Origin of the sequence: Candidatus Pelagibacter sp., assembly GCF_052049675.1 — a bacterium.
Taxonomy (GTDB): Bacteria; Pseudomonadota; Alphaproteobacteria; order Pelagibacterales; family Pelagibacteraceae; genus Pelagibacter.
The window spans coordinates 272,743-299,655 of record NZ_JBNGZM010000001.1 but is presented as its reverse complement, the minus strand read 5'-3'; the positions used below and the strand labels follow the sequence as shown (position 1 = coordinate 299,655).

Here is a 26,913-nt window from a genome sequence, read left to right as displayed (position 1 = left end):
TTATTTTGAAAACGGTGTACAAATTGGTCTTTTTTTATCCTTTTCAATAAATCCAATTACTTCTGCTACAAGTTCATTGCTCTTAAAATCTTTAGATAAATTGTTTAAATTCTCAGTTAAATTTTCATTTTTAAATAATTCTTTGTAAGCATTGGTTAAAATCATTATTTCTTTATTTGGAATATTTTTTCTTCTTAAACCTATTAAATTCAATCCCTGTAAAATACTTCTATTTCCATGTGCTATGCCATATGGAATTATATCCCTAACCACGCCACACATCCCGCCTATCATTGCTGATTTACCTACTCTAGTGAACTGTTGAACAGCCGAATTACCTCCAATAATGGCATTATCACCTATTTGTGCGTGTCCTCCTAATGGTACATTGTTTGCTAAAATTACATTATCACCAACAAAACAATCATGAGCAATATGAGCTGAGACCATAAATAAACAGTTATTACCAATTTTAGTCAATCCACCGCCGCCCTTTGTTCCTGGATTTATAGTGACATATTCTCTGATTTTGTTATTATCACCTATCTCCAATTTTGTTTCTTCACCTTGAAATTTCAAATCTTGTGGATCATTTCCAATAGATGCAAATGGATAAATTTTATTATTTTTTCCAATTTTTGTGTTTCCTGCGATATTTACGTGAGATAAAACTTCTGTTTCTTCACCTATTTCAACATTTGGGCCAATAACAGTATATGGTCCAATTTTTACCTTTTTAGAAATTTTAGCATTTGAGTCAATTATAGCTGTTTTATGAATCATTTATTATCTCTTAAAAATTCTCTAATATTTTTTGCTGGATAGCCCATAACTTTTGTGTTGTCAGGAATATCTCTAATAACACCAGAACCACCTCCAATTTCTACATTGTTTCCAATTTTAAGATGACCTGATATTCCGGCTTGGCCACCAATTTTAACATTATCACCAATTATGGAGCTTCCAGCTATACCTACTTGACCTGCTATTATTGAATTTTCCCCAATTTTAACATTGTGTGCAATATGTATTTGATTATCCAAATATGTATTTTTGCCTATAATTGTATTTGACATAGAACCTCTGTCTATAGTAGCACCACATCCAATTTCACAATTGTCCTCAATTAAAACTATTCCGATATGAGGATACCTTAAATTTTTATTCTTAATTGGAAAAAATCCAAAACCATGTTTTCCTATTACACAATTGTCTAATACTCTTACATTGCTTTTTATTAAAGTATTTCTAATAATATTATTTGATCCAATAGAGCAATTATCACCAATAATAACATTTTTTTCTATAATTGTGTTGTGTCCAATTTTACAGTTAGAGCCAATTGAAACGTTGCTACCAAGCAAAACATTTTGACCAAAATTAACCTTATCTTTAAATTTAGTATCATTAATTTTTTTAACAGTTTCATCAAAATCATCGATTATTGAGTCTGGATAAAATAAAGAAGTAATTTTTGAAGTAGAAACCAAAACATTATCAACAGTTAATGCAATGCAACTTTTAGGCAATTCATTTATTAAACCCTTGGTAGTCAAACAAAAAGATGCTTTAGTTTTTTTTGCAATATCTTTGTATCTTTTAGAATGAAAAAAAGTAATATCTTCCTTTTCACAAGTTAATAAGTCCTTTATATCATTGATATACTGATCTTTATTTTTAACATCTATTTTAATATTTAATAAATTTATAATTTCTGAAATTTTAAATGGTCCTTTGTTTTTAAAGAATGGTTTAGACATAATTGCTTTTATCAAAGCAATTTTAAATAGGTTATCAATATTTATTGCTATTTATTTCTTATCTACAATAGTTGCTGACCAAATAGCATCAGCCATTTTTTTTTCATCTACAAAAGCTTCACCTTTATACTTCCAAACTTTGCCATGTGATCTTATAGCTTCAATTTTTAAAATTAATTCACAATCTGGTATAACAGGATTTCTAAAGCGTGCTTTTTCTACACCCATTAAAAAAACTAATTTATTCTCATATGTGGATTTTTCTAAACCACATGCTGTTAATGCAGCAGCAGCTTGTCCAAATGATTCAACAATTAAAACACCTGGCATAACAGGATTATCTGGAAAATGACCTTGAACAAAAAAACTGTTTGTTCTAACTTTAACAAGTGCTGTTGCAGATGTAAGTTTTTTTATATCATAAAGTTCATCTACTAAAAGCATTGGCTCTCTGTGTGGTAATAAATTTCGTATCTGTTCTTTATTTAATTTATCAATTTTCATTAAAATTTTTTTCAATTAATTTTAGTATATCGTTAGAAATATCTTTATTTATATTTCCTATAAAAATTTGTTTTTTTTCTAAAACTATATCAATAGAATTTTCATCCATATATTTTTGGATAAGTGGATTTATTTTATTCATAAAATTATCCAGCTTTGTTTTTTTAATTTGTTGAAAATTTTTAATTAGTTCGTCTTTTTCTCTTCTATATTTTTCTACTTTTTTATTAAATAATAAAATATCTTGATCAAGTATTTCTTTTGATTTTATATTTTTAGTCTTATTTATTTCGTCTTTTTTTTCTTTAATTTGTTTTTCTTTTTCCTCCAATTGAGTAATATTTTTTTTATTTATATTTTCTAAGTCTTTATAAATTAATTTACCCAAATTTGAGTTATTTAAAACATAATCTATATCAATAAAAACTACATTTTCTGCACTATAAACTAATGATGAATGTAGGATAAATATTACAACAAAAATAATTTTTTTGAAATTGAACATTAAAAAGTTGTACCTAAATTAAACCTAAATGTTTCAGTTGAATCAGTTGATCCTTTAGTGATAGGTTGGGCAAAAGTAAATGACAACGGTCCAACTGGTGTAAACCAATCTACACCAATACCTACTGAACTTCTTAATTCATTACTATCATTTAAAGTAGCATCATCTACACCCCATAAATTGGCAATATCAAAAAAAGCTCCAACATCTAAATTTTGAAGGTTGGGAAACACTTGCGGTAATGATGTGTTTAAATTCACTGTAGTGTAATAATTGCCACCTATATAATCTGTTCCATCTTTTGGTCCAACTTTGCCCCTGACAAACCCTCTTAATTTTTTTTGAGGAATATAAAGTCTCTCAGATAACTTTATATCATCTCCGGTTAATGAATTAGCTGCACTCAAAGAAATTGATAGAGACGATATGTTGTTTTCATATAATTCAGAATAAATTTTGTAATTATAATAATTAACCAATGTATTTGTCTCTGAAACTAAAGGTACATCAATTGAATAAAAACTTCTAAAACCATCACTAGTTTGAAATTTTTGATTACGCTTGTCATAATCAAAATCTAAATTTACATAAGTATCAAAATAATTACCTTCTTGGGTTTTTTGTCTTGCAGAAGCTGTACTGTTAGTTTCTATTTTCTCAAGAAATGATGAAGCCTCTAAACCAAATTTAAAATCTTCTAAATATTCAAAATTTGTTCCTATTAAAGATCCAATTTTGTTTGACTTATAACCAAAATCACTCAGTTTGTCCGACTCCAAAGCTTGAACACCAAAAGTTAATGTTTTATCTGAATTATTATAATTTGGGTTTATTATGTTAAACTGACCAGAAATTTTATCTGAACTAACTAAAAGATTTGTATCTATTGATAATCCCTTTCCAAGATAGTTATTCTCTCTAACGCCTATCTCTAAAACTTCACCATCAGTTCCAAAACCAGCACCAGCCATTATTTCACCTGTTGGTTTTTCAATAACAGAAATATTAATTATTTTTGAATTCGGTTTATCGCCATTAATAACATTAAATTCTACATCTCTAAAAAAATTTAGAGATTTAATCTCGTTGACTGTTCTATTGGCTAAAATTTCATTATATGGATCACCCTCATCGACTAAAAATTTATTTCTTATTACACTTTCTCTTGTAATATTGTTTCCATAAATATTTATTTTTTCAACAAAAAACTTTTCTGTTTCCTCTATTTTAAATATAAGGTTTATTTTATTATCAATTATATTCTCAGAAACACTTGCTTTAACAGATTCAAATTGTTCATTTATTGAAATTTTGTCGATTTCATTGATTATTTGTTCAACAGAATTTATAGAATAAGGTTTATCTTTAAGTTCATCAAAAATTATTTTTAAATCATTAAAGTTATTTGGTTCAAAATCGTCAGGCAAAACAATACTTAAATTATCAAAGAAAAACTTTTTATTTGCATTTATATTGAATACTAATTCAAATTCATCATTATTAATTAATTTTGCAAAAGATGAATTGATTTTAACATCATAATACCCTTTGTTTAAATAAAAGTTTTTAAGCAATCTTTTGTCAAAATTTATTAAATTTTCATTCAAATATTTTTTTCCTGAAATAAATTTCCAAAACTTATATTCTTCACTTGTAATAAGACTTTTAAGTTTGCTATCTTTAAATTTTTTATCTCCTAAAAAAATAATTTTCTTAATTTTTGCTTTTTCTCCAAGCTCAATATTATAAATTAATTTTAATCTGTTATCACTTAAATCTATTTTATTCACTTCAACTTTTGAAAAATAATAACCCAATTCTTTTAATAAAAAATTTATCTGTTTCACATCATTATTTAATATTGAAACATCATAGGAGGATCTTGATTTTAATTTTAAATTTTTTGTTAAATTTTCAATAAGTGTTTTTGATTTAATTCCTTGATATTCTATATTTTCAATTACTGGATTTTCTACGACAAATATCGAGAGTTTGTTTGCTTTAAGTTTAATTTTTACATCAGAAAAAAAATTAGACTCATATATATTTTTTAATGCATTATTAATTTTAATTTGATTTAAATCATCTCCTATTTGAATTTTTGAAAACATTAGAATTGATTCATTTGAAACTCTATCATTTCCATTTACCTCTATTTGATTAACAATTTCAGCATGAAGAACTGTGCTTGTTAAATATATAGAAAAACCAACACTAGATAAAAATTTAATAATACGTTTAAACATTTGATGATTTATACACCTTTTTTAATAATTTTAAACGAACATAATTATTCAAATCTATAATATCATTTACTTTTCGAGGTATAATTTTTTTATATTTTAAAAATTCTTTCTTTTTTATAACTTCAAATAATTTTTTTTGAATTTCAGTAAAACTAATTTTTTTATTCAAAAACAAATTAACAAGAGTATCGTTTGCAGAGACAATAACAGTTTCAAAAAGTGAGTGTTTTTCAGGAAGTGTTTTTAATAATTTGAACATTGGAAATTTCTTGTAATTTGCGTAGCTAAAATTTAAATCATTTAATATTTTTAAATCAATATTGTTTGAAATAAATTTTTTATCATCATTATTAAAAATTGTATTAAATATAGGTATATCCATTGTTGTATCATGGGCTACAATTTTAATCATTCCGTTATTGAACTTTAGAATAGCATGTATGTACGACTTCGGATGTATAAGTATTTTTATTTGATTGTATCGGACTTTAAAAATATTTTTAGCTTCTATAACCTCATATACTTTATTGATCATCGTTGCTGAATCTACTGATATTTTTTTTCCCATTTTCCAATTAGGATGATTTATTGCATCCGTAATTTTTATATTATTAAATTTTTTAGATGGTAACTTGTGAAACGGCCCACCAGAGGCTGTTATAAATATTTTATCTAGTTTATTGGGCTTTTCTTTATATAAGCCATACCAGATAGAAAAATGCTCTGAATCAACGGGGATAAATTCTGTTTTAAATTTTTTTAATTCTTTTTGGATTAGCGGCCAACCACATATGATTGACTCTTTATTTGCAATTGCTATCTTTTTTGTAAATTTAATTATATTGATGGTTGGATATAGCCCATCTATACCAATAATTGAACTCATTATATAATCGCACTTGGTTATAAAAATTTTGTTTAAATTTTTGTAATCATTAAAAACATTTATTTTAAGATTTTTGGTTTTTTTTTTAAGCAATCTAAAGCTATTTGAATTTGTAATAATAAGATTTTTTACATTAAATTTTTTTGCCTGTTCTAAAAGTTTTGAATGATTTTTGTTTGCGGTAAGTAATAAAATTTCAAAACTATTTTTGTCTTTTTTAATAATATTTAATAAACTTTTACCAATTGAGCCTGTTGATCCTAAAATTGCTATTTTTTTCTTCATTAAAGCATTTTGATTAATAAATATGTAAAAGGAAAGGCAAAAAGCATACCATCAATTCTATCTAAGAGACCGCCATGACCAGGTAAAATTTCTCCAGTATTTTTAATATTTGATTTTCTTTTAAAGTAAGAAATAATTAAATCTCCTAATTGGCTTACAAAAGAAATAATTAAAGCTAAGATAAATATATTCAAATAAGCTAAACTTTCATTTTTTATTAATAAAAATAAGTCTGTATTACTTTTGAGAATAATTAAAAAGATAATTGAAAGAGAAAAACTTCCTAACATTCCTGAATATGTTTTGTTTGGGCTTATTTTTGTTATTTTAGGACCTTTTAAAATTTTTCCAAAAGTATAACCACCAATATCAGTTGAAATACAAGTTAGAATAACTAACAAAAATAAATAAAAATATCCCTCTATTCTCAAATAGTAAAAGGTGTAGAAAGAAAAAGAAATAAAAACAAATCCAGGTAAATAATAATTTTTTTTTAAACTTAGAAAATGCCACTCATATAAAGTAATTAAATAAACTATTAAAATAAAAAAAATAAATAAATAAGAACCTTTAAATATAAAAAAAAATACAAGTGGTATTAATATTAAAGAACTCAAAATTCTCTTTAATAATTCATTATTCATTAATATTACCAAAGTTTCTTTTTATATTTTTATATTTTTTAATTATTTTAATGTAATCATTTTCATTAAACTCAGGCCATAACTTTTTAATAAAAAAAATTTCTGAATATGCTAATTGCCATAGTAAAAAGTTACTTAGTCTATGTGTATTTCCGGTTCTAATCAACAAATCTGGATCAGGAAGGTTTTTAGTATGCAAAAATTTGTTTAAATTTTTTTCTGTAAATTTATAATTTTTTTTTTTCATATTTGTAAAAGCACTTAGAAGTTCATTCTTTGATCCATAATTTAAAGCTAAGTTAATTTGTAATTTTTCATTTTTTAAAGTTTTTTTTTCTGCATTTATTAAAAGTTTATTTAGTTTATTTGAAAATTTTTTTTCACCAATTATTTTTAATTTAATATTTTGTTTATGCAAATTATCTATCTTATTTTTTAAAAAACTTTCCAATAAGTTAAAGAGGTAGTTAATTTCTTTTTTTGGCCTTTTCCAATTTTCAGTTGAAAAAGCATATAATGTTAAAAAATTGATATTTTGATTAATTGTTTCCTTGATTATTTTTTCAACAGTTTTAAGACCAGCTTTATGACCAGCATTTCGTGAATTTTTAAACTTTAAACCCCATCTACCATTACCATCCATAATAATGGCTACGTGTCGTAAAAGGTTCATATAGTCATAATTTCTTTTTCTTTTGAAGAAATTTTTTCATCCACTGAGTTTATGTGTTCATCTGTTATTGTTTGAATTTTTTTTTCATTTATTTTTTCTTCGTCCTCGCCAATACCTTTTGATTTTAAAAGTTTTTTAAGCTGCTCATTAGCTTCTCTTCTAATATTTCTTATTGATACTTTACATTTTTCACCTATAGATTTAATTAATTTTTTAAGCTCAGTTCTTCTTTCTTCATTAAGCTCAGGAACTGGCAATCTAATTAATTGTCCATCTATTTGTGGATTGAGACCCAAATCAGATTTTTTAATGGACGCATCAACTAAAGGTACATTGTTGGCATCCCAAACTTGAATATTAATCATTCTCGGTTCAGGTGTCGTTATACTGCCAACTTGGTTAATTGGCATTTGTTGGCCATACACATCCACCTTAATCAAATCTAGCATTGACGCATTAGCTCTTCCTGTTCTCAGGGAAGATAGTTCTTTAGAGCATACCTCAATGGCTTTATCCATTTTAAGGCTGTATGATTTTTCATCAAACATTTATTCTCCAATCTTAATTCTATAAAACTCTTTAATTTTCAAATCTGCTATAGACAATTCTTTTAATACTTCTTTAACTTTCTTTTTAGGTTCCATTACCCAAGCCTGTGTTAAAAGAGCATTTTCCTCTTTAAACTTATTCATTTTACCTAAGCTTATTTTTTTTGCAATATCATCAGGTTTTCCAGAGTTCTTTAATTCTTCAGTAACTAACTCTTGTTCTTTGTCTATAATTGATTGATCTATTGAGCTTGACTCTAAAGCTAGTGGGTTTGATGCTGCAATATGCATTGATAGTTGCTTGCTAAATGTTTTAACTGTTTCTGAATTATCTTTAGTATCTAAAGAAACCATAACAGCTAATTTTGCAACATTATCTTTTACAACTGTATGGAGATAGTGGTTATTAACTCCATCGGTATTTTGAATAGTTTTAGCTTTTCCTATTGTTATTTTTTCACCAATTTTTGCAATTAAAGCAACTAGATTGTCATCAACTGTTTGTCCATTTTTCATTTTAGATGTTTTTAAATCTTCAATGTTTGAATTATTTTGATTATTTAATTCACTTAACTCTTTAACAAAGTTAATAAAATCATCATTTTTAGCAACAAAATCTGTTTCACAATTTATTTCAATCACAGAAGTTTTAGTTTCATCTCCACTAACTACAACAACACCTTCTTTTGCATCTCTAGACATTTTTTTTGATGCTTTTGAAATTCCTTTTACTCTTAAAATTTCAATTGCTTTATCTAAATCTCCATTTGATTCTTTAATAGCTAAGTTACAATCTTTAAAACCAGCACCGGTTGCTTCTCTAAGTTTTTTTACTTTCTCTACATCGCTCATTAATTTAATTTCTCCTTATCGTCTTTAGAAAATTTTTTTTCTAGTTTTTCTCTGTCTAATTCCTGAATAGTTTTTGTTTTATCCTCAGCTTTAACTTTATCTTTCTTTATCTCAACTGCAGGTTTAGAACTTTTAGCACTGTTGATAGTTTCTTTGATTAAACTACAATAAAGATCAATAGCTCTTCTTGCATCGTCATTACCTGGAATTGGGTAATCAATATTATCTGGATTAGAATTACTATCTAAAATAGCAATAATTGGTATGCCTAATTTAGCAGACTCGGCAATTGCTAAAGACTCATAATTTGTATCTATAACAAAAACTAGATCAGGAACTTTTTTCATTTCAGCTATACCACCTAAAGACCTTTGAAGTTTATCTTTTTTAACGCTCATTTTTAAAAGCTCTTTTTTCGTAAAACCTCTATTTTCTGAAACTAGATCGGTTTCTAATTTTTTTAATTTTTTAATTGAGTTTGAAATTGTCCCCCAATTAGTTAACATTCCTCCTAACCATCTGTAATTTACAAAATACTGGTCTGTTTCTTTTGCAACTTCTGCTATGGCTTCAGATGCTTGCTTTTTTGTAGATACAAATAAAATTTTTCCATTATTTGAAATAATTTCATAAACTTTTTCCAAAGCAACTTTGGTTAATTCAAGGGTTTGGGTTAAGTCTATAATGTGAATAGAGTCTCTTTTTCCAAAAATATACTTTTTCATTTTTGGGTTCCATCTTAAAGTTTTATGTCCAAGATGAACGCCAGCTTCTAGTAATTGTTGTATTGTAACGTTAGGTATTTTCATATTTATTCCCGGTTAAGCCACCACAGTAATTTCCAATAAAGGACCGGAGGTATAAAACCAATAACTGTGTGCGTGTTAATTTAATTTGAGAAGTATTTACAAATATTTAATAAATTTAACAAGTACTTATTTAGTTTATTATTGCCTGAATCTCTTGATTTCTTAAGAGATTTAAAGCTTTTCTGTCCAATTTACGTGGATTTTTCAATCTAAATTGAAGAATATTATTTCCTTTAACTAAATTAATATTTACTACTGTCTTGCCTTTATCTTTCAAGATTGTAGATATTTTTTTAATTTGTTCAGGAGATTTTAGCTTGAATGAAACCTCGTTTATAGGACTGTTAAATAATTCTTTAAGTGAAGCTATTTTTTGAACGTTTATTCTAGTTAGCCTATTTTCATCATTCGAAGTATTTTTAAATAACGTTAAAATAAATGAGCTACCCTCTTTTAAAATTTCTCTATTTAACTCAAGAACATCTGAAAAGATAAAAAGCTCAAATACACTTGATAGGTCTGTTAATTTCAAAACAGCATAAGAATTTCCTTTTGCCGTTTTTCTTTCTTGAACCTTTAGTAAGGTTGCTGCTATGTTTGAATCTTTTAATTCTTCTTTTGAAATGAAACTTGAATAATCTGTTATTTTATAATCATTAAAAATTTCTTTAAATTGATTTAAAGGATGGTCTGAGATAAAAAAACCTACAGCTTCAAATTCTTTTGATAATCTTTCTTCAAACTTCCAATCTTCAACTTTAATTATAATATCATCCTGAGAACTTTCGTCATCTGAAAATAAATCAATCTGATTAGCAGATTTATTATCAAATTTATTTTTGTTTTTAGCTATCATTGCTGGTATAGAGTTATACAAAGCTTGTCTATTTGCATGTAATTTATCAAAAGCACCTGCTTTAACTAATCCTTCTAATTGAAGTTTATTTAAATCTTTTGGATTTACTCTATTTATGAAATCATTAATTGATTTAAAATTTCCGTTTAAAATTCTTTCCTCCACAATATTTAATATTGCTTCAAAACCTACAGCTTTAATGCCACCTAAAGCGTAATAAAATTTATCATCGATTGTTCTAAAATCAGCAAAACATTCATTTATATCAGGACGAATAACTTCGATATTTAATCTTTTTAATTCTTCATAAAACTCACTTAATTTATTTTGATTAGATAAATCCATAGTCATTGAAGCAGCAATGAACTCTTTTGGATAATATGTTTTTAAAAATGTGGTTTGGTAGGAAATAATTGCATATGCAGCTGCGTGACTTTTATTAAATCCATACTCCGCAAAAGGTTCTATTTTTAAGAAAATGCCAGCAGCAATATCTTTTGCTATTCCATTCTTAACAGCACCAGCAATAAATCCTTGTTTCTGTTTTTCAAGTTCTGCTCTTTTCTTTTTACCCATTGCTCTTCTCAAAAGATCAGCTTGTCCTGCTGTAAATCCTGACAATTTTTGTGCAATTTGCATTACTTGTTCTTGATAAATAATTACGCCATAAGTTGGTTTTAGAATATCTTCTAAAAGTGGGTGTAAATAATCTGGTTTTTGCTTTCCATGTTTACAGTCATTGTACGTTGGAATATTGCTCATTGGTCCCGGTCTGTATAAAGCAACTAATGCGATAATATCTTCAATATGATTTGGTTTCATTTGGGTTAAAGCTTCTCTCATACCGGAACTTTCAATTTGAAATAAGCCAACCGTTTTACCTGTTGACATTAGATCAAATACTTTTTGATCTTCATAATTAATTTTTTCTATATCAAAATCTTTAATTTTTTTTCTTACAAGTTTTTGTGTATTGTTAATTACAGTAAGTGTTTTTAAGCCCAAAAAATCGAATTTTACTAAACCTGCATTTTCTGCAGAGTACATATCAAATTGTGTAGATGGTAATAATAAATCTGCAGAAACATCTTTATACAAAGGAACAACCTCTGTAAGTTTTTTATCTGCTATTACTACTCCAGCGGCGTGAGTAGCAACGTTTCTGTTAAGACCTTCTAATTTTAAAGATAGATCAGTAAGTTTCTTTACCCTTGGATCATCATTAATAAGTTTTTGTAATCGTGGTTCTCCAGCAATGCACTGAGTTAAATTTTGTGGTCTAGATGGATCAAAAGGAATCATTTTTGATATGCTATCAACAAATCCGTAAGCTAAACCCAAAACTCGCCCAACGTCTCTAATTACCATTCGGGCTTTTAATTTACCAAATGTTATAATGTGAGCTACGCTATCTTTGTATTTTGTTGTTAGATACTCAAAAACTTGATCTCTTTTATCCTCACAAAAGTCTATATCAAAATCTGGCATTGAAATTCTATCTGGATTTAAAAATCTTTCAAAAATGAGATTAAATTTAATTGGATCAACATCAGTAATAGATAAACACCAAGCTACTAATGAACCTGCGCCTGAACCTCTTCCAGGACCTACGGGTATATCATTATTTTTAGCCCATTTTATGTAGTCAGCAACTATGAGAAAATAACTAGAATATTTCATTTCTATAATAATAGAAAGTTCATGATTCAGCCTGTTCTTGTATTCTTTATAAGAATTGTTATTTTCTAAATCATCACTGCTTAAATTAAAAATTTTATTAAATTTATCTTTTAATCCTTTTATTGAATCTTTTTTTAAAATTTCATCTGCGTTTCCATCTTTATCACTACTAATATCAGGTAAAATAGGGTTAGAAAATAATGGCCTATAACTGCATCTTAATGGAAAATTATAATTGTTTTCTAAAGCTTCAGGTAAGTCAGAAAATAATTCAGACATCTCTGAGTTAGTTTTTAAATAATGTTGGTCGGTTAATTTTAACCTGTTTTTTTCATTTACATATGTTTTGTTACCTATACAAATTAAGGCATCATGAGCTTCATGCATTTCTTTATCTAAATAAAAAACTTCATTAGTTGCAATAATAGGTATTTCCAAATCTAAAGATTTTTTTAAATTAAATTTTTCAAATCCAATTTCATTTTGATCATTATGTCTTTGAATCTCTAAATAAAATCTATCATTAAAGGTATTTTTAAGTTTACTATAAAGCTCTTCAATTTCACTAAACTTACCTTTATCAAATAGTTTACCAAATAAACCAAAAACAGTTCCTGAAAAAACAGCAAAACCTTTGGAATTGCTTAATAATAATTCTAAATCTACATGTGGATCAGACAATTTATCGTTTTCTAAATATGATAAAGATGAAAGTTCTATTATATTTTTATATCCTTCTTCATTCAAAGCAAACAAAGGGATTAAACCTGTTGTTTCTCCAATTTTAAAATTAATTTGCGTTCCGATTATTGGTTGAGTTCCAGACTTTGAGATCTTTTCAGAAAATTCAAGTGCACCACATAAATTTGAAGTGTCGCACAAACCAAGTGATTTTATTTTATTTTTCTTAGAATATTCTTGTAAATCATCAATTCTAGCTGCTCCTTCGCAAATAGAATATTGAGTGTGAATTTTAAGATGATTGAAATTTTGAAAATGAGACTCAGACATTAGATGGTTTTATACTACCATCTATCATCTCCAAAAGACAATCTGCCTTATTGGCAAAGAATCTATTATGAGTTGCAAATATAATAAGTCTATCCGACCTTTTTTGTTTGTATAAAAGTTCAAAAACGTCTTTTGCAGTTTCCATATCCAAACTTCCAGTTGGCTCATCTGCTAAAATAATTTCAGGATCATTTACAATTGCTCTTGCTATAGCAACTCTTTGAGTTTCACCACCTGATAGTTGAGATGGAAAGTGATCTGCTCTCTTAGAAAGACCAATTTTTTTAAGTAATTTTTCTGCATTAGATATTGCTAACTCTTTATTGTCATTAATTGCAAGTGAGGCCAAATATATATTTTCTAAAGCAGTAAAATCTGGGAGAAGATTATTTTGTTGATAAACAATTCCTATTTTTTTTGATCTATAAACATCATTTTTTTCAGATTCATTGAAATTTACAGGGATTTTATCAAAATGGATTGACCCAGATGATGGTCTATCGATCAATGAAATTAAATTTAATAGAGTTGATTTACCTGATCCAGATGGTCCCATTATAGAATAGCTTTTACCTTTATCAAATTTTTGAGAAAGATTTTTTAATACTTTAACTGTATTTTTAGTTTTAAAAGTTTTAAATATTTTTTTTAATTCAAGAAAATTATTCATATTTTAAAGATTTAATTGGGTCCATTTTGGCCGCTTTGAGGGCAGGAAAAATTGAAACTATTACTGTTATAATTATCGAACAAATTGATATTAAAAAAATTGAAGTTGGATCTATTTCTGAAGGCATCTTGCTTAAAAAATAAATCTCTTCTGGAAATAAACTTATATTAAATGTCGAACTAAGAAATTGTCTAAAATTCTCTATGTAAAGAGAAAACGTTACACCTAAAAAAATTCCAAAAATAGTTGCTGATGTTCCTATTATTACACCTGCTAAAAAAAATATTTTTACAATTGATTTATTTAACACACCAATTGACTTTAAAATTGCAATATCTCTTGTTTTGTTTTTAACTAAAATTGTTAACCCAGAAATTATATTAAAAGCTGCTACAATAATTATTAAAGATAGAATAATAAACATTACATTTCTCTCTACTTTTAAGGCAGAAAATAATGAACTATTCATATCAGCCCAACTAACAACAAATTCTTCATCAAAAATTTCTTGGACAATAAATTTTTGCTGCTCAATTTTATTTGGGTTTTTTAAATAAATTTCTAAATTTCTATCCTCTGACTTATAGTCAAAAAAATCCTCAAGAGTACTTAGGTTAATAAATGCGATATTGTTATCAAACTCAGCCAAACCACTATTATAAATTGATGCTACCAAAAAAGTTTTTTGTTTTGGCATACTACCAATAATTGTTTCTATACCTGATGGTGAAAGTAAAGTTAATTCATCGCCTATTTTTAGATCTAAAGAAAAACTTAATTCATTGCCTATAGAAATATAGTTTCTATTTAATTGACCTTTGTTCCCTTTAAATTTTTCATTATTGACAATTTCTAAACTTGAAAAGTCATTTGTTTTATATCCACGTAATACTATACCTTTTGATGTATCGTTTTTAAGTATAATAGCTTCTCCGGAGTTACTTAAAATAATATTTTCTGAAATTAATTTTAAATTTTTTTTATTTATTTTTTTTTGATCAATTGGATTTCCATAAGTTTTTACAGTTATGTGTGAGTTAAAGCCTACTATTTTATTAATCAGCTCAGTCCTAAATCCGTTCATAACTGACATCACGATAATAAGAACTGCAACTCCAAGACTTATTCCTATAAAAGAAAAAATAGATATAACATTCAAAAAGCCATCTTTTTTTCTGGCTTTTAAAAATCTAAAAGTAATTTCTTTTTCTAAAGTAGAAATCAAATTGAATTTTTTTGTTTAGTTAAAATTTCTATAATTTTACTTAATGGTAAATTTTGAGTTTCACCACCGGTTTCCTTGAACTCTAATAAATCACCCTCACTTTTCTTGCCAATAATAATTTGATATGGGGCACCAATTAAATTCACTTTTTTAATTTTTGATGAGAAATTCTCATCTGTATCATCAATGATTGCATCAATATTATTTTTGATTAATTCTATATTGATATTATTTGCTTTATCTAAAGCTGAGGTGTCATTTTTATTTATCATAGGTATTAAAGCAATATCATAAGGAGCAACAGACAATGGCCATTTCATGATTTCATTTTTGTCATCATATTTTGCCTCAATTATAGCCCCTACCAACCTTGATACACCAATTCCATAAGAACCCATTTTAACAAAATCTTTTTTTCCTCCTGGTAAATCAACAGATGCTCCCATTGGTTTTGAATACTTGTCACCAAAATAAAATATATGACCTACTTCGATACCTTTTGTAATCAATTGATTTTCCTTAGAAACAATTTTTTCAAACTCTTTTTTATTAAATTTTTCATCAGTTACAGCATAAAATTGTTCATATTTTTTTCTCATACTTTCCAATGAAGCTTTTTCTATTTCAGTGTCTTCACTATCAAGATCAAATATCCTTTTATCTGTGAAAATTTTACTTTCTCCAGTATTAGCAAGGATAATAAATTCATGAGATAAGTTTCCACCTATAGGTCCTGTATCAGCAGCCATGGGTATTGCTGTCAAAGATAATCTTTTAAATGTTCTTAAATAAGAAAGAAAGAATTTATTATAAGAATAAAAAGCTTCTTCATCTGATACATCAAATGAATAGGCATCTTTCATATAAAATTCTCTACCACGCATAATTCCAAATCTAGGTCTAATTTCATCTCTGAACTTCCATTGAATATGATACATAAGTTGTGGGAGTGATTTATAAGATTTTATTGAAGATCTAAAAATTTCAGTAACTTGCTCTTCATTGGTTGGTCCATATAACATTTCTCTATTTTGACGGTCGGTTATCCTTAACATCTCTTCACCATAATCATCATAACGACCACTTTCTTTCCAAATTTCGCTGGATTGAATTGTTGGCATTAATATTTCTTGAGCTCCAATTTTGTTTTGTTCTTGTCTGACAATGTCTTCAATTTTTTTCATTACCTTAAAACCTAAAGGTAACCATGAATAAATTCCTGCAGAGGCTTGTTTAATCATGCCTACTCTCAACATCAATTGATGAGATTTAATTTTTGCTTCTGAAGGATTATTTTTTAATATTGGTATAAATGAATTTGATAAAAGCATCTTAATTAATCATATTTCTTAAATTTAAATATTCAAATTTAATTAATAAGTAAATTATTAAGAAAATGACAGTAGTAATTCCAGTGCAATAAAGGAATTTTTTCAGCATTTTTGGATTTTCAGGTGAGCCAGGATCCTCACCGTCAATTTTTACAGTTTTTGTTCGATTCACATCAATAGGTAGAATAGCAAAAAAAACTATCCACCATATAATTATATAGATAATGGCTAAGCCTGTTACGCTCATTAAATTCTTACTAAATTGATATTGGTAAAAGGTTTTTTCCCTGTTCTCTCTTTAGAAAATTTTCTACAGACAATTTTTAATGCATCAATAAGATTGTGTTCTTGTTGTTTGCTTCCAATTTTAAAAGTTCTAGAGGTTTTCTCTATTTCCTCCTCTAATCCATAAACAAAATCATCTCGATCATCTACAGGTAAACCACGAAATGAAAGAATAGGATTGTTGTGTATATTACCTTTAGGTGTAATCATAATTGTTACCTCAAGATATCCATTTGCACTTAAATTTTTCCTATCTTTTATTGATTGTGAATCTGGATCAACACTAACACTGCCATCTAAGTAGAGTCTGCCACTTGGAGCCTTGTCATATACTGTGGGTATTTCACCTGGATATAACTTAACAATATCACCGTTTTCTACTTGAACTGGATGTGGTACTTGCATTTCTTTTGCAAAATTAATGTGCTCTATCATATGTCTATGTTCACCGTGAACAGGTATTACACACCTAGGTTTTACCCATTTATACATCTCTTTAAGATCTTCTCTATTTGGATGTCCTGAAACATGAACAAATTCAGTTTCTTCAGATATTACTTCTATTCCATCCTTAACAAGTTGATTGTGAAGTTTATAAAGTTTTTTTTCATTACCGGGTATGATTTTTGAAGAAAAAATTACAGCATCACCTTTTTCAATAAAAACATCTGGATGAACATAGCTAGAAATTCTCATCATTGCACCCATTGGTTCGCCTTGACTTCCAGTACATAAATATACAATTTTTTCTCTTGGGAAATTTTTAGCTTCTCTTGGATCAATTGGTTCAATTGTATTTTTTAAATATCCACATTGACGTGCAGCTTTATAAATACGATGCATTGATCTTCCCACTAAAGAAATTTGTCTTCCTGTTTGTTCTGCACAATAAAAAGCTGTCTCCATTCTAGCTACATTTGAAGCAAAAGACGTTATGATAATTCTTTTTTTTAATCTAGACATTACGTTTAGCATGTTTTTTCTTACATCTAATTCTGAACCTGATCTACCAGCGCTAAAAACATTTGTTGAGTCACAAATCATTGCTAGAACACCTTCTTCACCAATTTCCTTTAATCTTTTTACGTTTATATTGTCTCCTATCAAAGGATTTGGGTCTACCTTCCAATCTCCAGTATGCAAAATAACTCCTGCAGGAGTTTTTATTCTAAGTCCATTTGGTTCTAATATTGAATGCGTTAAAGTTATGTATTCAATTTCAAATGGGTCTAAAGAAACCTTTCCATTTAACTCAACAATCTGCAAATAATTGGTTATATCGATTTGTTTTTCCCTAAATTTTTCCCGAATTAATACAGCTGTAAAAGGAGTTGCAAAAATTTTACATTGTAATTTTGGCCATAAATGCGCAATTGCACCAATGTGATCCTCGTGAGCATGTGTTAAAACTATTCCTAATAAATTATCTTTTCTTTCTACTATAAATCCAGGATCTGGATAAATTAAATCAACACCTGGAATAGTATCATCTGCAAATGTTACTCCTATGTCGACCATAATCCATTTATGATCACTAGGCTGTCCATAGCCGAACAAATTCATGTTCATGCCTATTTCGCCTGATCCGCCTAAGGGACAAAATAATAGTTCATCTTTCATATTATTTTATTAATTTTGAAATCTTTATTAAGCCTTTAATTGTAATATCTTGGTTGTGACTTGCTTTCGTTTTTATTGAGTTTTTAAATAAATTTGAAAATCCGCCAGTAATAATTACTTTAAAAGATTTTCTGGTCTCTTTCTTAATTAAATTAACAATATTGTCAATTAAACCCGCATAACCCCAAAAAAAGCCCGATCTGACAGCTGAGATTGTATTGTTGCCAATGACTTTATTAATCTTTTTTAAATCTATTTTTGGAATCAAAGTTGCTTTGTCAGATAAGGTATTGAGAGATAATTTCACACCTGGGGCGATAATTCCTCCATAATAAGTATTTTTAATTAGTACATCGAAAGTTGTTGCTGTACCAAAATCTAAAATTATAAAATTATTTTTATTGTTCATTAAACTTATAGCATTAGTAATTCTGTCTGAGCCTACCTGTTTATAATCTACTTTGATTTTTATAAGTGATTTTAAGTTTAATTTTTTAACCTCATAACATTTAATTTTAACTTTTTTAGATAAAAATTTATTAATTACAGAAAATGTTTTTGGAACAACACTACAAAATAATATTTTTTCAATTTTATTAAATTGAATTTTATTTTTTTTAAATAAACAGTTAAGCTGCTTGTTAGTTACAGATTTTGAAAAAAAAGTAATTTTTTTTGATATTTTATTTTTTTTTGAAACAATACATAATTTTGTTTCTGTATTACCAATATCACCAAAAATATACATTATTAAATTTTATACAGTTTAGATAAATTTTTTTCAAAAAGTAGTTTTAGTTTATTTTCTACAATAAATTTATTAATACTTTTTTTAGTTACCTCTTGCAAGTTTGTGGCAGGATAATTCCTTATAATGGGATGTTTTTTAATATTTATACCTATACCAGTAATTAAAAACTTTTTATCTCTTACAAATATGACTTCTTGTAAAATTCCACTAACTTTTTTTTTATTAATTAACAAGTCGTTCGGTTTTTTAAATAAAATTTTTTTACTTGTAAATGACGAGAGTAATTTTTTAACTAAAAGACAATTGATTTTTGTTATAGCGTTAATCGATAGTTTTGTTTTGTTTAGTTCATTAAAAAAAGAAATAAATAAATTTCCTTTTGAGGATATCCATTTTCTTCCATACTGACCTCTACCATTTATTTGCGTTTCAGCAACAACCATACCTAAGTTGCATTTAGTTTCTTTAATAATTCTTATCGCAGTATTGTTTGTACTTTTAACTTTTTTAAATTTAAATTTTTTATATTTCATTAAATAATATTAATTCTTGAAACAACTTCTACTAACTGACTTGGGAATATGAAGTATAAAAGAATTAATATTGTAGAAACTGTCAGTGAAAATTTTAGCCATAAGCTGTGGTCTGTATCATATTTATCTTTTTCCATATCAAAATACATAATTTTAATAATTCTTAGATAATAATAAGCTGCAACCACAGTTGATAATAACCCTACTATAGCTAAAAAATACATTGATTGTTCCAATACTGCTTTAAAAACATAAAATTTCGCAAAGAAACCAGCTAGGGGTGGTATTCCTGCTAAAGAAAATAATACTATCAACAAACATAAAGACAATAATGGATGATTTTTTGATAATCCTGACAGATCATCAATATCTTCATAATATTGATCTTTTCTTCTTAACATTAATAGACATGAAAAAAGAGCTAAATTCATGACAACATAAATAGAAATATAAATTATTGAACTTTGAATTCCCTCGTTTGATGCTGTAGCTAAACCAGCCAATGTATAACCAATGTGTCCAATAGAACTGTAAGCAATTAGTCTTTTAATGTTAGTTTGCCCTATAGCAGCAACAGCTCCAAAAACCATAGAAGCTATAGATAGGAAAACTATTATCATTTGCCATTGATCAATTAAATTTAAGAATGGAACATATAAAAATCTAATTAATACAGTCAAAGCAGCTATCTTTGGTACTATTGTAAAAAATAAAGTTACAGTGGTTGGAGATCCTTCGTAAACATCAGGTGCCCACATATGAAATGGAACTGCAGAAATTTTGAATGCTAAACCAACTAATATGAATACAATCCCAAAAGTTAAAACATAATCCTCAGTATTTAGTTGATTTGATATTATATCAAAATTGGTAGAACCTGAAAAACCATAAACTAAAGAACATCCATATAATAACAGGCCAGATGATAATGCACTTAAAACAAAATATTTCAAACCAGCTTCTGATGATTTTAATTGATCTCTATTATATGTAGCTAAAACATAAAGAGCCAATGACTGTAATTCTAACCCCATATAAAAAACAATTAAATCATTTGAGCTGATCATTACCATCATGCCAAGAATTGAACTCAGAATAAGAACTGGGTATTCTATATTATATATTTTGAATGTTTTTAGATAAGTTGACGAAATAACTAAAACTAAAAAACCTCCAATTAACGTTATAATTTTCATTAACGAGGACATACTATCAATCACAATACTTTCATTAAACAATGTTCCTCTAGTTACAGAGAAAGTTTCATTGATCATTATTATTGTTGTAATTAAAATTGCAAACAAAGATAAATTAAAAGTAATTTTAGAACTGTTATTTTTAAATACACCCAAAATAAGTAAAAACATTATCGATAGAGAAATAAAAATTTCAGGTAATATTAAATTTAAATTTTCCATATTATTTACTAGCTATATTTGCGTTATGCATATTAATTAAATCATTAACAGATACTTCAATAGTGTTTATTAATGGATCAGGATAAAAACCAAAAAATAAAATTGGTGCAGCTAAACAACTCAAAATTAAATATTCAGATCTATTTAAATCTAAAATTTTTTTAAGGTCTTCGTTTATTAATTTTCCAAATACCACTCTTTTATAGAGCCACAACATGTATGCTGCCCCTAAAATCACCCCAATACTTGCAATAACAGCCACTAAAAAATTATCTTTAAAGGCTCCCATTAATATTAAAAACTCGCCAATAAAACCACTAGTTCCAGGTAAACCAAGAGATGCTAAAGCAAATAGCATGAATAATATTGAATATTTTGGAATTACAGAGACTAGTCCGCCATATGTGCTTATCAATCTAGAATGCATTCTGTCATAAACTACACCAACAGTTAAAAATAATGCTGCTGAAACTAAGCCATGGCTTATCATTTGAATTATACTTCCTTCAATTCCTTGTTGTTGCAAAGTGAATATACCCAAAGTTACAAAGCCCATATGCGCAACTGAAGAATAAGCAATTAACTTTTTCATATCTTCCTGCATTAAAGCTATCAGTGAAGTAAATATGATTGCTATAACACTCAAGGTGTAAATTAAAGGTGTAAATACCTCTGATGCAACCGGGAAAAGACCTAAAGAAAATCTTATAAAACCATATCCAGCCATTTTTAACAAAATTGCGGCTAATAATACAGATCCTGCTGTAGGAGCCTCCACGTGAGCATCCGGTAACCATGTATGAACTGGCCACATAGGTGTTTTAACTGCAAATGAACTAAAAAATGCTAACCACAATAGATTTTGATATTTAACATCAATGCCAATTTCATATAATTTAACCACGTCAGTTGTTCCAGTAATCCAGTAAATTGAAATTATTGCAACCAACATCAAAACAGATCCTAATAGTGTGTATAAAAAGAATTTGAATGCTGAGTAAACTCTTTTTGCACCTCCCCAAATACCAATAATTAAAAACATTGGGATTAATCCAGCTTCAAAAAATAAATAAAATACAACTAAATCAAGTGCACAGAAAACACCAATCATGAAACTTTCCATGATGAGAATAGAAATTAAAAAATCTCTTAATCTATTTTTAACAGAATTATTTACAGATATAATACAAAGTGGAGTTATAAATGTGGTTAATATAATAAATAAAATTGAAATACCATCTACTCCAACTTTATAATTAATAAATCCTTCAATCCACGTTCTATCTTCTATAAATTGAAAACTAGAAGTTGATTGGTCAAAAGAAATCCATAGATAAATAGAAATAAAAAAATTAACTACGGTAGTAAATAAAGCAACATATTTCGCAGTTAAATTATTCCCTTCTTTATCTTTAGTAAAAAATAAAAATAATGAACCAACTATTGGCAACAATATTAAAGATGAAAGAATAGGAAAATTCATTATTTAATTATTAAAAATGTTAATAAAGCAGAGAAACCTAACAACATTACAAATGCATATTGATAGATAAAACCACTTTGAAATTTAGTTGCTTTAATTGAACATTTTTTTATAAAAGATGAAATTCCATCAGGACCAAAACCATCGATTATAGTTCCATCACAAAATTTCCATAAAAATAAACCTAATTTTTTTGAGGATTTAATAAATAGCACATCATACAACTCATCGAAATACCATTTGTTAACTAAAAAATTATACAAAGGTTTATTCATAGAAACTATTGAATTAGGGAATTCTTTGTTTTTAACAAATAAGTAATAAGCAATTGGAATAGATAATAAAACCAAACAAGGTGTTAAAAGCAAAAACCATAAAGGTGGATGTTCTGTGCTCAAAGGCTCTAAAAACATTATAGACTCTGCCCAGAATAAATTATCACCGTGACCAATAAAGAGTCCTTTAAATAGAAAACCAGCAAATATTGCTCCTATTGAGAGGATAAATAAAGGAACAAGCATTACTAACGGAGACTCATGTGTTTCCTCTATCTTGACCTTTTTATTATTATACTCTCCATGGAAAGTTTTAAAGATTAATCTCCATGAATAAATAGATGTTAAAAATGCTGTAATTATTCCAATTCCGGCTGCGTAATAACCAGTAGTATTACCTTTTAAATAGGCAAATTCTATAATTGCATCTTTAGAATAAAATCCTGATAAAAAAGGAAAACCTGTTAAAGCAAGTGTTCCGATAATCATTAAAGTATAGGTATATGGTAACTTTTTCCATACGCCACCCATATTATTTATATTTTGCTCATCTTTAAATGCGTGGATTACTGAACCAGACCCTAAAAATAATAAAGCTTTGAAAAATGCGTGAGTAAATAAGTGAAACATAGCAACATTGTATGCACCTACTCCTGCTGCAAAAAACATATAACCAAGTTGACTACATGTGGAGTAAGCAATAATTTTTTTTATATCTGTTTGAACTAGAGCGACAGTTGCTGCAAAGAATGCAGTAGTCATTCCAACTATAGTTATAAAATTTAGTATTAACGGTGAATATTCGTAAATTGGGGAACACCTTACTACTAAGAAAACACCAGCTGTTACCATTGTTGCTGCATGAATTAATGCAGAAACAGGAGTTGGACCTTCCATCGCATCGGGTAGCCAAGTATGTAGCAATATCTGTGCAGATTTACCCATTGCTCCAATAAATAGAAGTAAACAAACTAAATCTATTGCTTTAACTTCAAAACCTAAAAATGGTAGATTTTTATCTACGACTGTTGGAATTTGTTGAAAAACTTCTGAGTAATTAACAGTTCCAAATAAATAAAATATTAAGAAAATTCCTAAAGCAAAACCAAAATCACCTACTCTATTTACAACAAATGCTTTTATGGCTGCAGCATTTGCACTTTCTTTTTTAAACCAGAAACCAATTAGGAAGTAAGAACATAATCCTACACCTTCCCAACCAAAAAATAATTGTATAAAATTATCTGAAGTTACAAGCATCAACATCGCAAATGTGAACAATGATAAATAAGCCATAAATCTTGGCTTATGAGGGTCATGAGACATATAACCAATTGAATAGATATGTACTAAAGCAGATACAGAAGTTACTACTACTAACATTACAGCTGACAATGGATCAATTAACATTGACCAATTTACATCAAGTGACCCAGAGCTTATCCAGTTTGCTATAACAATATTTTCTTCATATTTATTTACAATTACTTGATAAAGAACATAAATTGATAAAAATGCAGAAATAGAAACTAAAACACTTGTTACTATTTCTGAGTTTCTATCACCGATATATCTTCCAAAAAAACCAGAGATAATTGAAGCAATAAGTGGAAGAAATATAATTGATAGTTCCATGATTATCCTTTCAACTTGTCAATTTCTTCAACTCGTATTGTTCCAGAATTTCTAAAATATACAACTATGATTGCTAATCCTATGGCTGCTTCTGCTGCCGCAACTGTAAGAATAAATAAAGTAAAGACTTGCCCTGACAAATCTCCTAAATAAATAGAAAAAGCAACTAAATTAATATTTACTGCAAGTAATATTAGTTCAATACTCATTAATATGACAATGATGTTCTTTCTATTAAGAAAAATACCAATTACTCCAATTGAGAATATTACTGCTCCTAAAGTTAAATAATGTCCTAAACCTATATCAATCATCTACCTTAACTCCTTTGTTGCTCTGAACTTCTAGCACCTCAACACCATCGGCTCTTTCTCTAGATATCTGCTTGATATAACTTTGTCTTTTAACACCTGATCTTTGTCTAAATGTTAATACAATAGCCCCAACCATAGCTACTAATAGGATCATTCCACTTATTTGAAACACATGAATATAATCTGTATATAAAATCTGTCCTAATGAGTGAGTGTTGCTAATGCTGGTTTGAGCAAATGAATTATTAATATCAAAAATTTCTGGTTTATATTTCCAACCACCAATTACAATTATTACTTCAACAAATATAAGCGTACTGATAATCAATCCTACTGGGATATGTTTAGAGCTTTGTTGACCTGCAAACCATTGATTTTTTTGTTGTGCTACATTCAACATCATAACAACAAATAAAAATAAAACTGCTACAGCACCAACATATACAATTAACATTATCATTCCCAAAAATTCAGCACCAATCATTATAAAAAGACATGAAATACTTATAAAATCTAAAATTAGAAAAAATACTGAGTGAACAGTATTTTTAGAAGCAGTAACCATTATAGCTGAGACAACAGCAATTAAAGAAAAGGTATAAAAGAAAATAGCATGAGCAATCATTTTTACCTATGAATATTGTCAGCTTTAATGTTAGCGTCTAAAATATTCTCCCATCTATCCCCATTATCTAACAATTTTTCTTTTGTGTAATACAGCTCTTCTCTTGTTTCTGTAGAAAATTCAAAATTAGGACCTTGAACAATTGCATCTACTGGGCAAGACTCTTCACATAGGCCACAATATATACATTTCATCATATCTATGTCGTATCGGGTTGTTTTTCTACTACCATCTTCTCTCTGTGCAGACTCGATTGTTATGGCTTGTGCTGGACATACAGCTTCACATAACTTACATGCAATACATCTTTCTTCACCATTTGGATATCTTCTTAAAGCATGCTCGCCTCTAAATCTGGGACTTATTTTTCCTTTTTCAAAAGGATAATTAATTGTTTTTTTTGGCTTAAAAAACTCTCTTAAAGCCATGTATAAGCCTCCAAGAAAATCTGCCATGAATATTGTTTTAAAAATTCTAGAAATCTTCATATTTAGTTCACTGGTAAAAGATTAAAATAAAATAAATAACTTGCGGTAAGTACTACCCAAACTAAAGAAAAAGGAAGAAACACTTTCCAACCTAGTCTCATAAGTTGATCATATCTATATCGTGGAACGATTGCTTTAACTAAAGCGAATAAGAAAAATAAAAGTAAGATTTTTAAAATCAGCCATATTGATCCTGGTATCAATGTGAATGGATATATTTCTATTGGAGATAACCAGCCACCTAAAAACAATATTGCCCCCATTGCACACATTAATAAAATATTTGCGTATTCACCTAACCAAAACATTGCATACATCATGCCAGAATATTCAGTTTGATAACCAGCAACTAATTCTGCCTCAGCTTCAGGTAAATCGAAGGGAGGTCTGTTTGTTTCAGCTAAAGCTGATATAAAAAATATCACAAACATTGGAAATAATGGGATTACAAACCATAGATTTTGCTGTGCAATAACAATGTCATTTAAGTTAAGCGATCCAACACACAACAACACGTTAATTATAATTACTCCAATTGATACCTCATATGATACCATTTGAGCTGCAGATCGAATTGCTCCCAAAAAAGGATATTTGGAATTTGATGCCCAGCCACCCATTATGATTCCGTACACACCTAAAGATGAAACTGCAAATAAGTATAGAATTCCAACATTTATATCAGCTAATACTTGAGTTGCACCAAATGGAATTACTGCCCATGATATTAAGGCTAAGGTCATTGTTACTATGGGAGCTAATATAAATATAACTTTATTCGAACTTGAAGGAATGATCATTTCCTTAAAGATATATTTTAAAGCATCGGCTAAAGATTGTAATAATCCAAAAGGACCAACAACATTTGGTCCTTGTCGCTTTTGCACAAAAGCCCAAACTCTCCTATCAAGCCAAACAACCATCGCTACTGAAACCAAAACTGGAACTAACAAAAATAATATTTTATATACTTGCTCAAAAACTATATTTACGTACTCCAT

At 27.7% G+C, this 26,913-nt stretch carries 26 protein-coding genes; all 26 read right to left on the bottom strand.

Translation table 11 applies throughout. From position 1 onward, the window contains the following. Window positions 1-783, bottom strand: coding sequence for an acyl-ACP--UDP-N-acetylglucosamine O-acyltransferase (lpxA, locus tag ACTT9L_RS01620; RefSeq protein WP_440927630.1), 783 nt, complete (start codon window positions 781-783; stop codon window positions 1-3). Next, window positions 780-1,760, bottom strand: a complete 981-nt coding sequence (lpxD, locus tag ACTT9L_RS01615; RefSeq protein ID WP_440927629.1) for a UDP-3-O-(3-hydroxymyristoyl)glucosamine N-acyltransferase — start codon at window positions 1,758-1,760, stop codon at window positions 780-782. The genes lpxA and lpxD overlap by 4 nt, the downstream gene beginning before the upstream one ends. A gap of 51 nt (window positions 1,761-1,811) precedes the next feature. Continuing rightward, a complete protein-coding gene (gene fabZ / locus ACTT9L_RS01610; protein WP_440927628.1) occupies window positions 1,812-2,264 on the bottom strand; it encodes a 3-hydroxyacyl-ACP dehydratase FabZ in 453 nt (150 codons plus the stop codon). Further along, complete coding sequence (locus ACTT9L_RS01605) at window positions 2,254-2,769, bottom strand: OmpH family outer membrane protein (RefSeq protein WP_440927627.1); 516 nt, start codon at window positions 2,767-2,769, stop codon at window positions 2,254-2,256. The genes fabZ and ACTT9L_RS01605 overlap by 11 nt, the downstream gene beginning before the upstream one ends. Further along, window positions 2,769-5,015 (bottom strand): outer membrane protein assembly factor BamA, encoded by a 2,247-nt coding sequence (gene bamA / locus ACTT9L_RS01600; RefSeq protein WP_440927626.1) that lies wholly within the window; start codon window positions 5,013-5,015, stop codon window positions 2,769-2,771. The genes ACTT9L_RS01605 and bamA overlap by 1 nt, the downstream gene beginning before the upstream one ends. Then, entirely contained in the window at window positions 5,008-6,186 is a 1,179-nt protein-coding gene (locus tag ACTT9L_RS01595; RefSeq protein WP_440927625.1) for a 1-deoxy-D-xylulose-5-phosphate reductoisomerase, read from the bottom strand. Before ACTT9L_RS01595 ends, bamA begins: the two co-directional genes overlap by 8 nt. Further along, window positions 6,186-6,830 (bottom strand): phosphatidate cytidylyltransferase, encoded by a 645-nt coding sequence (locus tag ACTT9L_RS01590; protein WP_440927624.1) that lies wholly within the window; start codon window positions 6,828-6,830, stop codon window positions 6,186-6,188. The genes ACTT9L_RS01595 and ACTT9L_RS01590 overlap by 1 nt, the downstream gene beginning before the upstream one ends. Then, on the bottom strand, window positions 6,823-7,503 hold the full coding sequence (uppS, locus tag ACTT9L_RS01585) for a polyprenyl diphosphate synthase (RefSeq protein WP_440927623.1): 681 nt from the start codon (window positions 7,501-7,503) through the stop codon (window positions 6,823-6,825). Before uppS ends, ACTT9L_RS01590 begins: the two co-directional genes overlap by 8 nt. Then, window positions 7,500-8,051 carry a ribosome recycling factor gene (frr, locus tag ACTT9L_RS01580; protein WP_440927622.1) on the bottom strand — a complete coding sequence of 184 codons (552 nt, stop codon included), beginning with the start codon at window positions 8,049-8,051 and terminating at the stop codon, window positions 7,500-7,502. Before frr ends, uppS begins: the two co-directional genes overlap by 4 nt. Beyond that, on the bottom strand, window positions 8,052-8,903 hold the full coding sequence (gene tsf, locus ACTT9L_RS01575) for a translation elongation factor Ts (RefSeq protein WP_440927621.1): 852 nt from the start codon (window positions 8,901-8,903) through the stop codon (window positions 8,052-8,054). Next, complete coding sequence (gene rpsB, locus ACTT9L_RS01570; protein ID WP_440927620.1) at window positions 8,903-9,712, bottom strand: 30S ribosomal protein S2; 810 nt, start codon at window positions 9,710-9,712, stop codon at window positions 8,903-8,905. Before rpsB ends, tsf begins: the two co-directional genes overlap by 1 nt. 130 nt (window positions 9,713-9,842) lie before the next feature. Beyond that, complete coding sequence (gene dnaE, locus ACTT9L_RS01565; RefSeq protein WP_440927619.1) at window positions 9,843-13,259, bottom strand: DNA polymerase III subunit alpha; 3,417 nt, start codon at window positions 13,257-13,259, stop codon at window positions 9,843-9,845. Next, the gene (locus ACTT9L_RS01560) at window positions 13,252-13,929 is read right to left on the bottom strand and encodes an ABC transporter ATP-binding protein (protein ID WP_440927618.1); all 678 of its coding nucleotides are present in this window, start codon (window positions 13,927-13,929) and stop codon (window positions 13,252-13,254) included. Before ACTT9L_RS01560 ends, dnaE begins: the two co-directional genes overlap by 8 nt. Further along, window positions 13,922-15,154 carry a lipoprotein-releasing ABC transporter permease subunit gene (locus ACTT9L_RS01555; protein ID WP_440927617.1) on the bottom strand — a complete coding sequence of 411 codons (1,233 nt, stop codon included), beginning with the start codon at window positions 15,152-15,154 and terminating at the stop codon, window positions 13,922-13,924. Before ACTT9L_RS01555 ends, ACTT9L_RS01560 begins: the two co-directional genes overlap by 8 nt. Further along, window positions 15,151-16,485 carry a proline--tRNA ligase gene (gene proS / locus ACTT9L_RS01550; RefSeq protein ID WP_440927616.1) on the bottom strand — a complete coding sequence of 445 codons (1,335 nt, stop codon included), beginning with the start codon at window positions 16,483-16,485 and terminating at the stop codon, window positions 15,151-15,153. The genes ACTT9L_RS01555 and proS overlap by 4 nt, the downstream gene beginning before the upstream one ends. A 1-nt stretch (window position 16,486) precedes the next feature. Next, window positions 16,487-16,732 carry a DUF1467 family protein gene (locus tag ACTT9L_RS01545; protein WP_440927615.1) on the bottom strand — a complete coding sequence of 82 codons (246 nt, stop codon included), beginning with the start codon at window positions 16,730-16,732 and terminating at the stop codon, window positions 16,487-16,489. Then, on the bottom strand, window positions 16,732-18,390 hold the full coding sequence (locus ACTT9L_RS01540; protein WP_440927614.1) for a ribonuclease J: 1,659 nt from the start codon (window positions 18,388-18,390) through the stop codon (window positions 16,732-16,734). Before ACTT9L_RS01540 ends, ACTT9L_RS01545 begins: the two co-directional genes overlap by 1 nt. 1 nt (window position 18,391) lies before the next feature. Then, entirely contained in the window at window positions 18,392-19,138 is a 747-nt protein-coding gene (locus tag ACTT9L_RS01535) for a type III pantothenate kinase (RefSeq protein ID WP_440927613.1), read from the bottom strand. Window positions 19,139-19,140: 2 nt separating this feature from the next. Then, on the bottom strand, window positions 19,141-19,674 hold the full coding sequence (locus tag ACTT9L_RS01530) for a biotin--[acetyl-CoA-carboxylase] ligase (RefSeq protein WP_440927612.1): 534 nt from the start codon (window positions 19,672-19,674) through the stop codon (window positions 19,141-19,143). Further along, window positions 19,674-21,092, bottom strand: coding sequence for an NADH-quinone oxidoreductase subunit NuoN (gene nuoN / locus ACTT9L_RS01525; RefSeq protein WP_440927611.1), 1,419 nt, complete (start codon window positions 21,090-21,092; stop codon window positions 19,674-19,676). Before nuoN ends, ACTT9L_RS01530 begins: the two co-directional genes overlap by 1 nt. Before the next feature lies 1 nt (window position 21,093). Beyond that, window positions 21,094-22,575 carry an NADH-quinone oxidoreductase subunit M gene (locus ACTT9L_RS01520; protein WP_440927610.1) on the bottom strand — a complete coding sequence of 494 codons (1,482 nt, stop codon included), beginning with the start codon at window positions 22,573-22,575 and terminating at the stop codon, window positions 21,094-21,096. Then, complete coding sequence (gene nuoL, locus ACTT9L_RS01515) at window positions 22,575-24,485, bottom strand: NADH-quinone oxidoreductase subunit L (protein WP_440927609.1); 1,911 nt, start codon at window positions 24,483-24,485, stop codon at window positions 22,575-22,577. The genes ACTT9L_RS01520 and nuoL overlap by 1 nt, the downstream gene beginning before the upstream one ends. A gap of 2 nt (window positions 24,486-24,487) precedes the next feature. Then, the gene (gene nuoK / locus ACTT9L_RS01510) at window positions 24,488-24,796 is read right to left on the bottom strand and encodes an NADH-quinone oxidoreductase subunit NuoK (RefSeq protein WP_440928653.1); all 309 of its coding nucleotides are present in this window, start codon (window positions 24,794-24,796) and stop codon (window positions 24,488-24,490) included. Then, a complete protein-coding gene (locus ACTT9L_RS01505; protein ID WP_440927608.1) occupies window positions 24,792-25,424 on the bottom strand; it encodes an NADH-quinone oxidoreductase subunit J in 633 nt (210 codons plus the stop codon). Before ACTT9L_RS01505 ends, nuoK begins: the two co-directional genes overlap by 5 nt. A gap of 2 nt (window positions 25,425-25,426) precedes the next feature. Next, window positions 25,427-25,912, bottom strand: coding sequence for an NADH-quinone oxidoreductase subunit NuoI (gene nuoI / locus ACTT9L_RS01500; RefSeq protein ID WP_440927607.1), 486 nt, complete (start codon window positions 25,910-25,912; stop codon window positions 25,427-25,429). Between the two features lie 2 nt (window positions 25,913-25,914). Next, a complete protein-coding gene (gene nuoH / locus ACTT9L_RS01495) occupies window positions 25,915-26,913 on the bottom strand; it encodes an NADH-quinone oxidoreductase subunit NuoH (RefSeq protein WP_440927606.1) in 999 nt (332 codons plus the stop codon).

Bases quoted from the DNA above. Each gene is read 5' to 3' on its own strand.
- lpxA (WP_440927630.1), bottom strand. From the start codon at position 783: ATGATTCATAAAACAGCTATAATTGACTCAAATGCTAAAATTTCTAAA.
- lpxD (WP_440927629.1), bottom strand. From the start codon at position 1,760: ATGTCTAAACCATTCTTTAAAAACAAAGGACCATTTAAAATTTCAGAA.
- fabZ (WP_440927628.1), bottom strand. From the start codon at position 2,264: ATGAAAATTGATAAATTAAATAAAGAACAGATACGAAATTTATTACCA.
- ACTT9L_RS01605 (WP_440927627.1), bottom strand. From the start codon at position 2,769: ATGTTCAATTTCAAAAAAATTATTTTTGTTGTAATATTTATCCTACAT.
- bamA (WP_440927626.1), bottom strand. From the start codon at position 5,015: ATGTTTAAACGTATTATTAAATTTTTATCTAGTGTTGGTTTTTCTATA.
- ACTT9L_RS01595 (WP_440927625.1), bottom strand. From the start codon at position 6,186: ATGAAGAAAAAAATAGCAATTTTAGGATCAACAGGCTCAATTGGTAAA.
- ACTT9L_RS01590 (WP_440927624.1), bottom strand. From the start codon at position 6,830: ATGAATAATGAATTATTAAAGAGAATTTTGAGTTCTTTAATATTAATA.
- uppS (WP_440927623.1), bottom strand. From the start codon at position 7,503: ATGAACCTTTTACGACACGTAGCCATTATTATGGATGGTAATGGTAGA.
- frr (WP_440927622.1), bottom strand. From the start codon at position 8,051: ATGTTTGATGAAAAATCATACAGCCTTAAAATGGATAAAGCCATTGAG.
- tsf (WP_440927621.1), bottom strand. From the start codon at position 8,903: ATGAGCGATGTAGAGAAAGTAAAAAAACTTAGAGAAGCAACCGGTGCT.
- rpsB (WP_440927620.1), bottom strand. From the start codon at position 9,712: ATGAAAATACCTAACGTTACAATACAACAATTACTAGAAGCTGGCGTT.
- dnaE (WP_440927619.1), bottom strand. From the start codon at position 13,259: ATGTCTGAGTCTCATTTTCAAAATTTCAATCATCTTAAAATTCACACT.
- ACTT9L_RS01560 (WP_440927618.1), bottom strand. From the start codon at position 13,929: ATGAATAATTTTCTTGAATTAAAAAAAATATTTAAAACTTTTAAAACT.
- proS (WP_440927616.1), bottom strand. From the start codon at position 16,485: ATGCTTTTATCAAATTCATTTATACCAATATTAAAAAATAATCCTTCA.
- ACTT9L_RS01545 (WP_440927615.1), bottom strand. From the start codon at position 16,732: ATGAGCGTAACAGGCTTAGCCATTATCTATATAATTATATGGTGGATA.
- ACTT9L_RS01540 (WP_440927614.1), bottom strand. From the start codon at position 18,390: ATGAAAGATGAACTATTATTTTGTCCCTTAGGCGGATCAGGCGAAATA.
- ACTT9L_RS01535 (WP_440927613.1), bottom strand. From the start codon at position 19,138: ATGTATATTTTTGGTGATATTGGTAATACAGAAACAAAATTATGTATT.
- ACTT9L_RS01530 (WP_440927612.1), bottom strand. From the start codon at position 19,674: ATGAAATATAAAAAATTTAAATTTAAAAAAGTTAAAAGTACAAACAAT.
- nuoN (WP_440927611.1), bottom strand. From the start codon at position 21,092: ATGGAAAATTTAAATTTAATATTACCTGAAATTTTTATTTCTCTATCG.
- ACTT9L_RS01520 (WP_440927610.1), bottom strand. From the start codon at position 22,575: ATGAATTTTCCTATTCTTTCATCTTTAATATTGTTGCCAATAGTTGGT.
- nuoL (WP_440927609.1), bottom strand. From the start codon at position 24,485: ATGGAACTATCAATTATATTTCTTCCACTTATTGCTTCAATTATCTCT.
- ACTT9L_RS01505 (WP_440927608.1), bottom strand. From the start codon at position 25,424: ATGATTGCTCATGCTATTTTCTTTTATACCTTTTCTTTAATTGCTGTT.
- nuoI (WP_440927607.1), bottom strand. From the start codon at position 25,912: ATGAAGATTTCTAGAATTTTTAAAACAATATTCATGGCAGATTTTCTT.
- nuoH (WP_440927606.1), bottom strand. From the start codon at position 26,913: ATGGAGTACGTAAATATAGTTTTTGAGCAAGTATATAAAATATTATTT.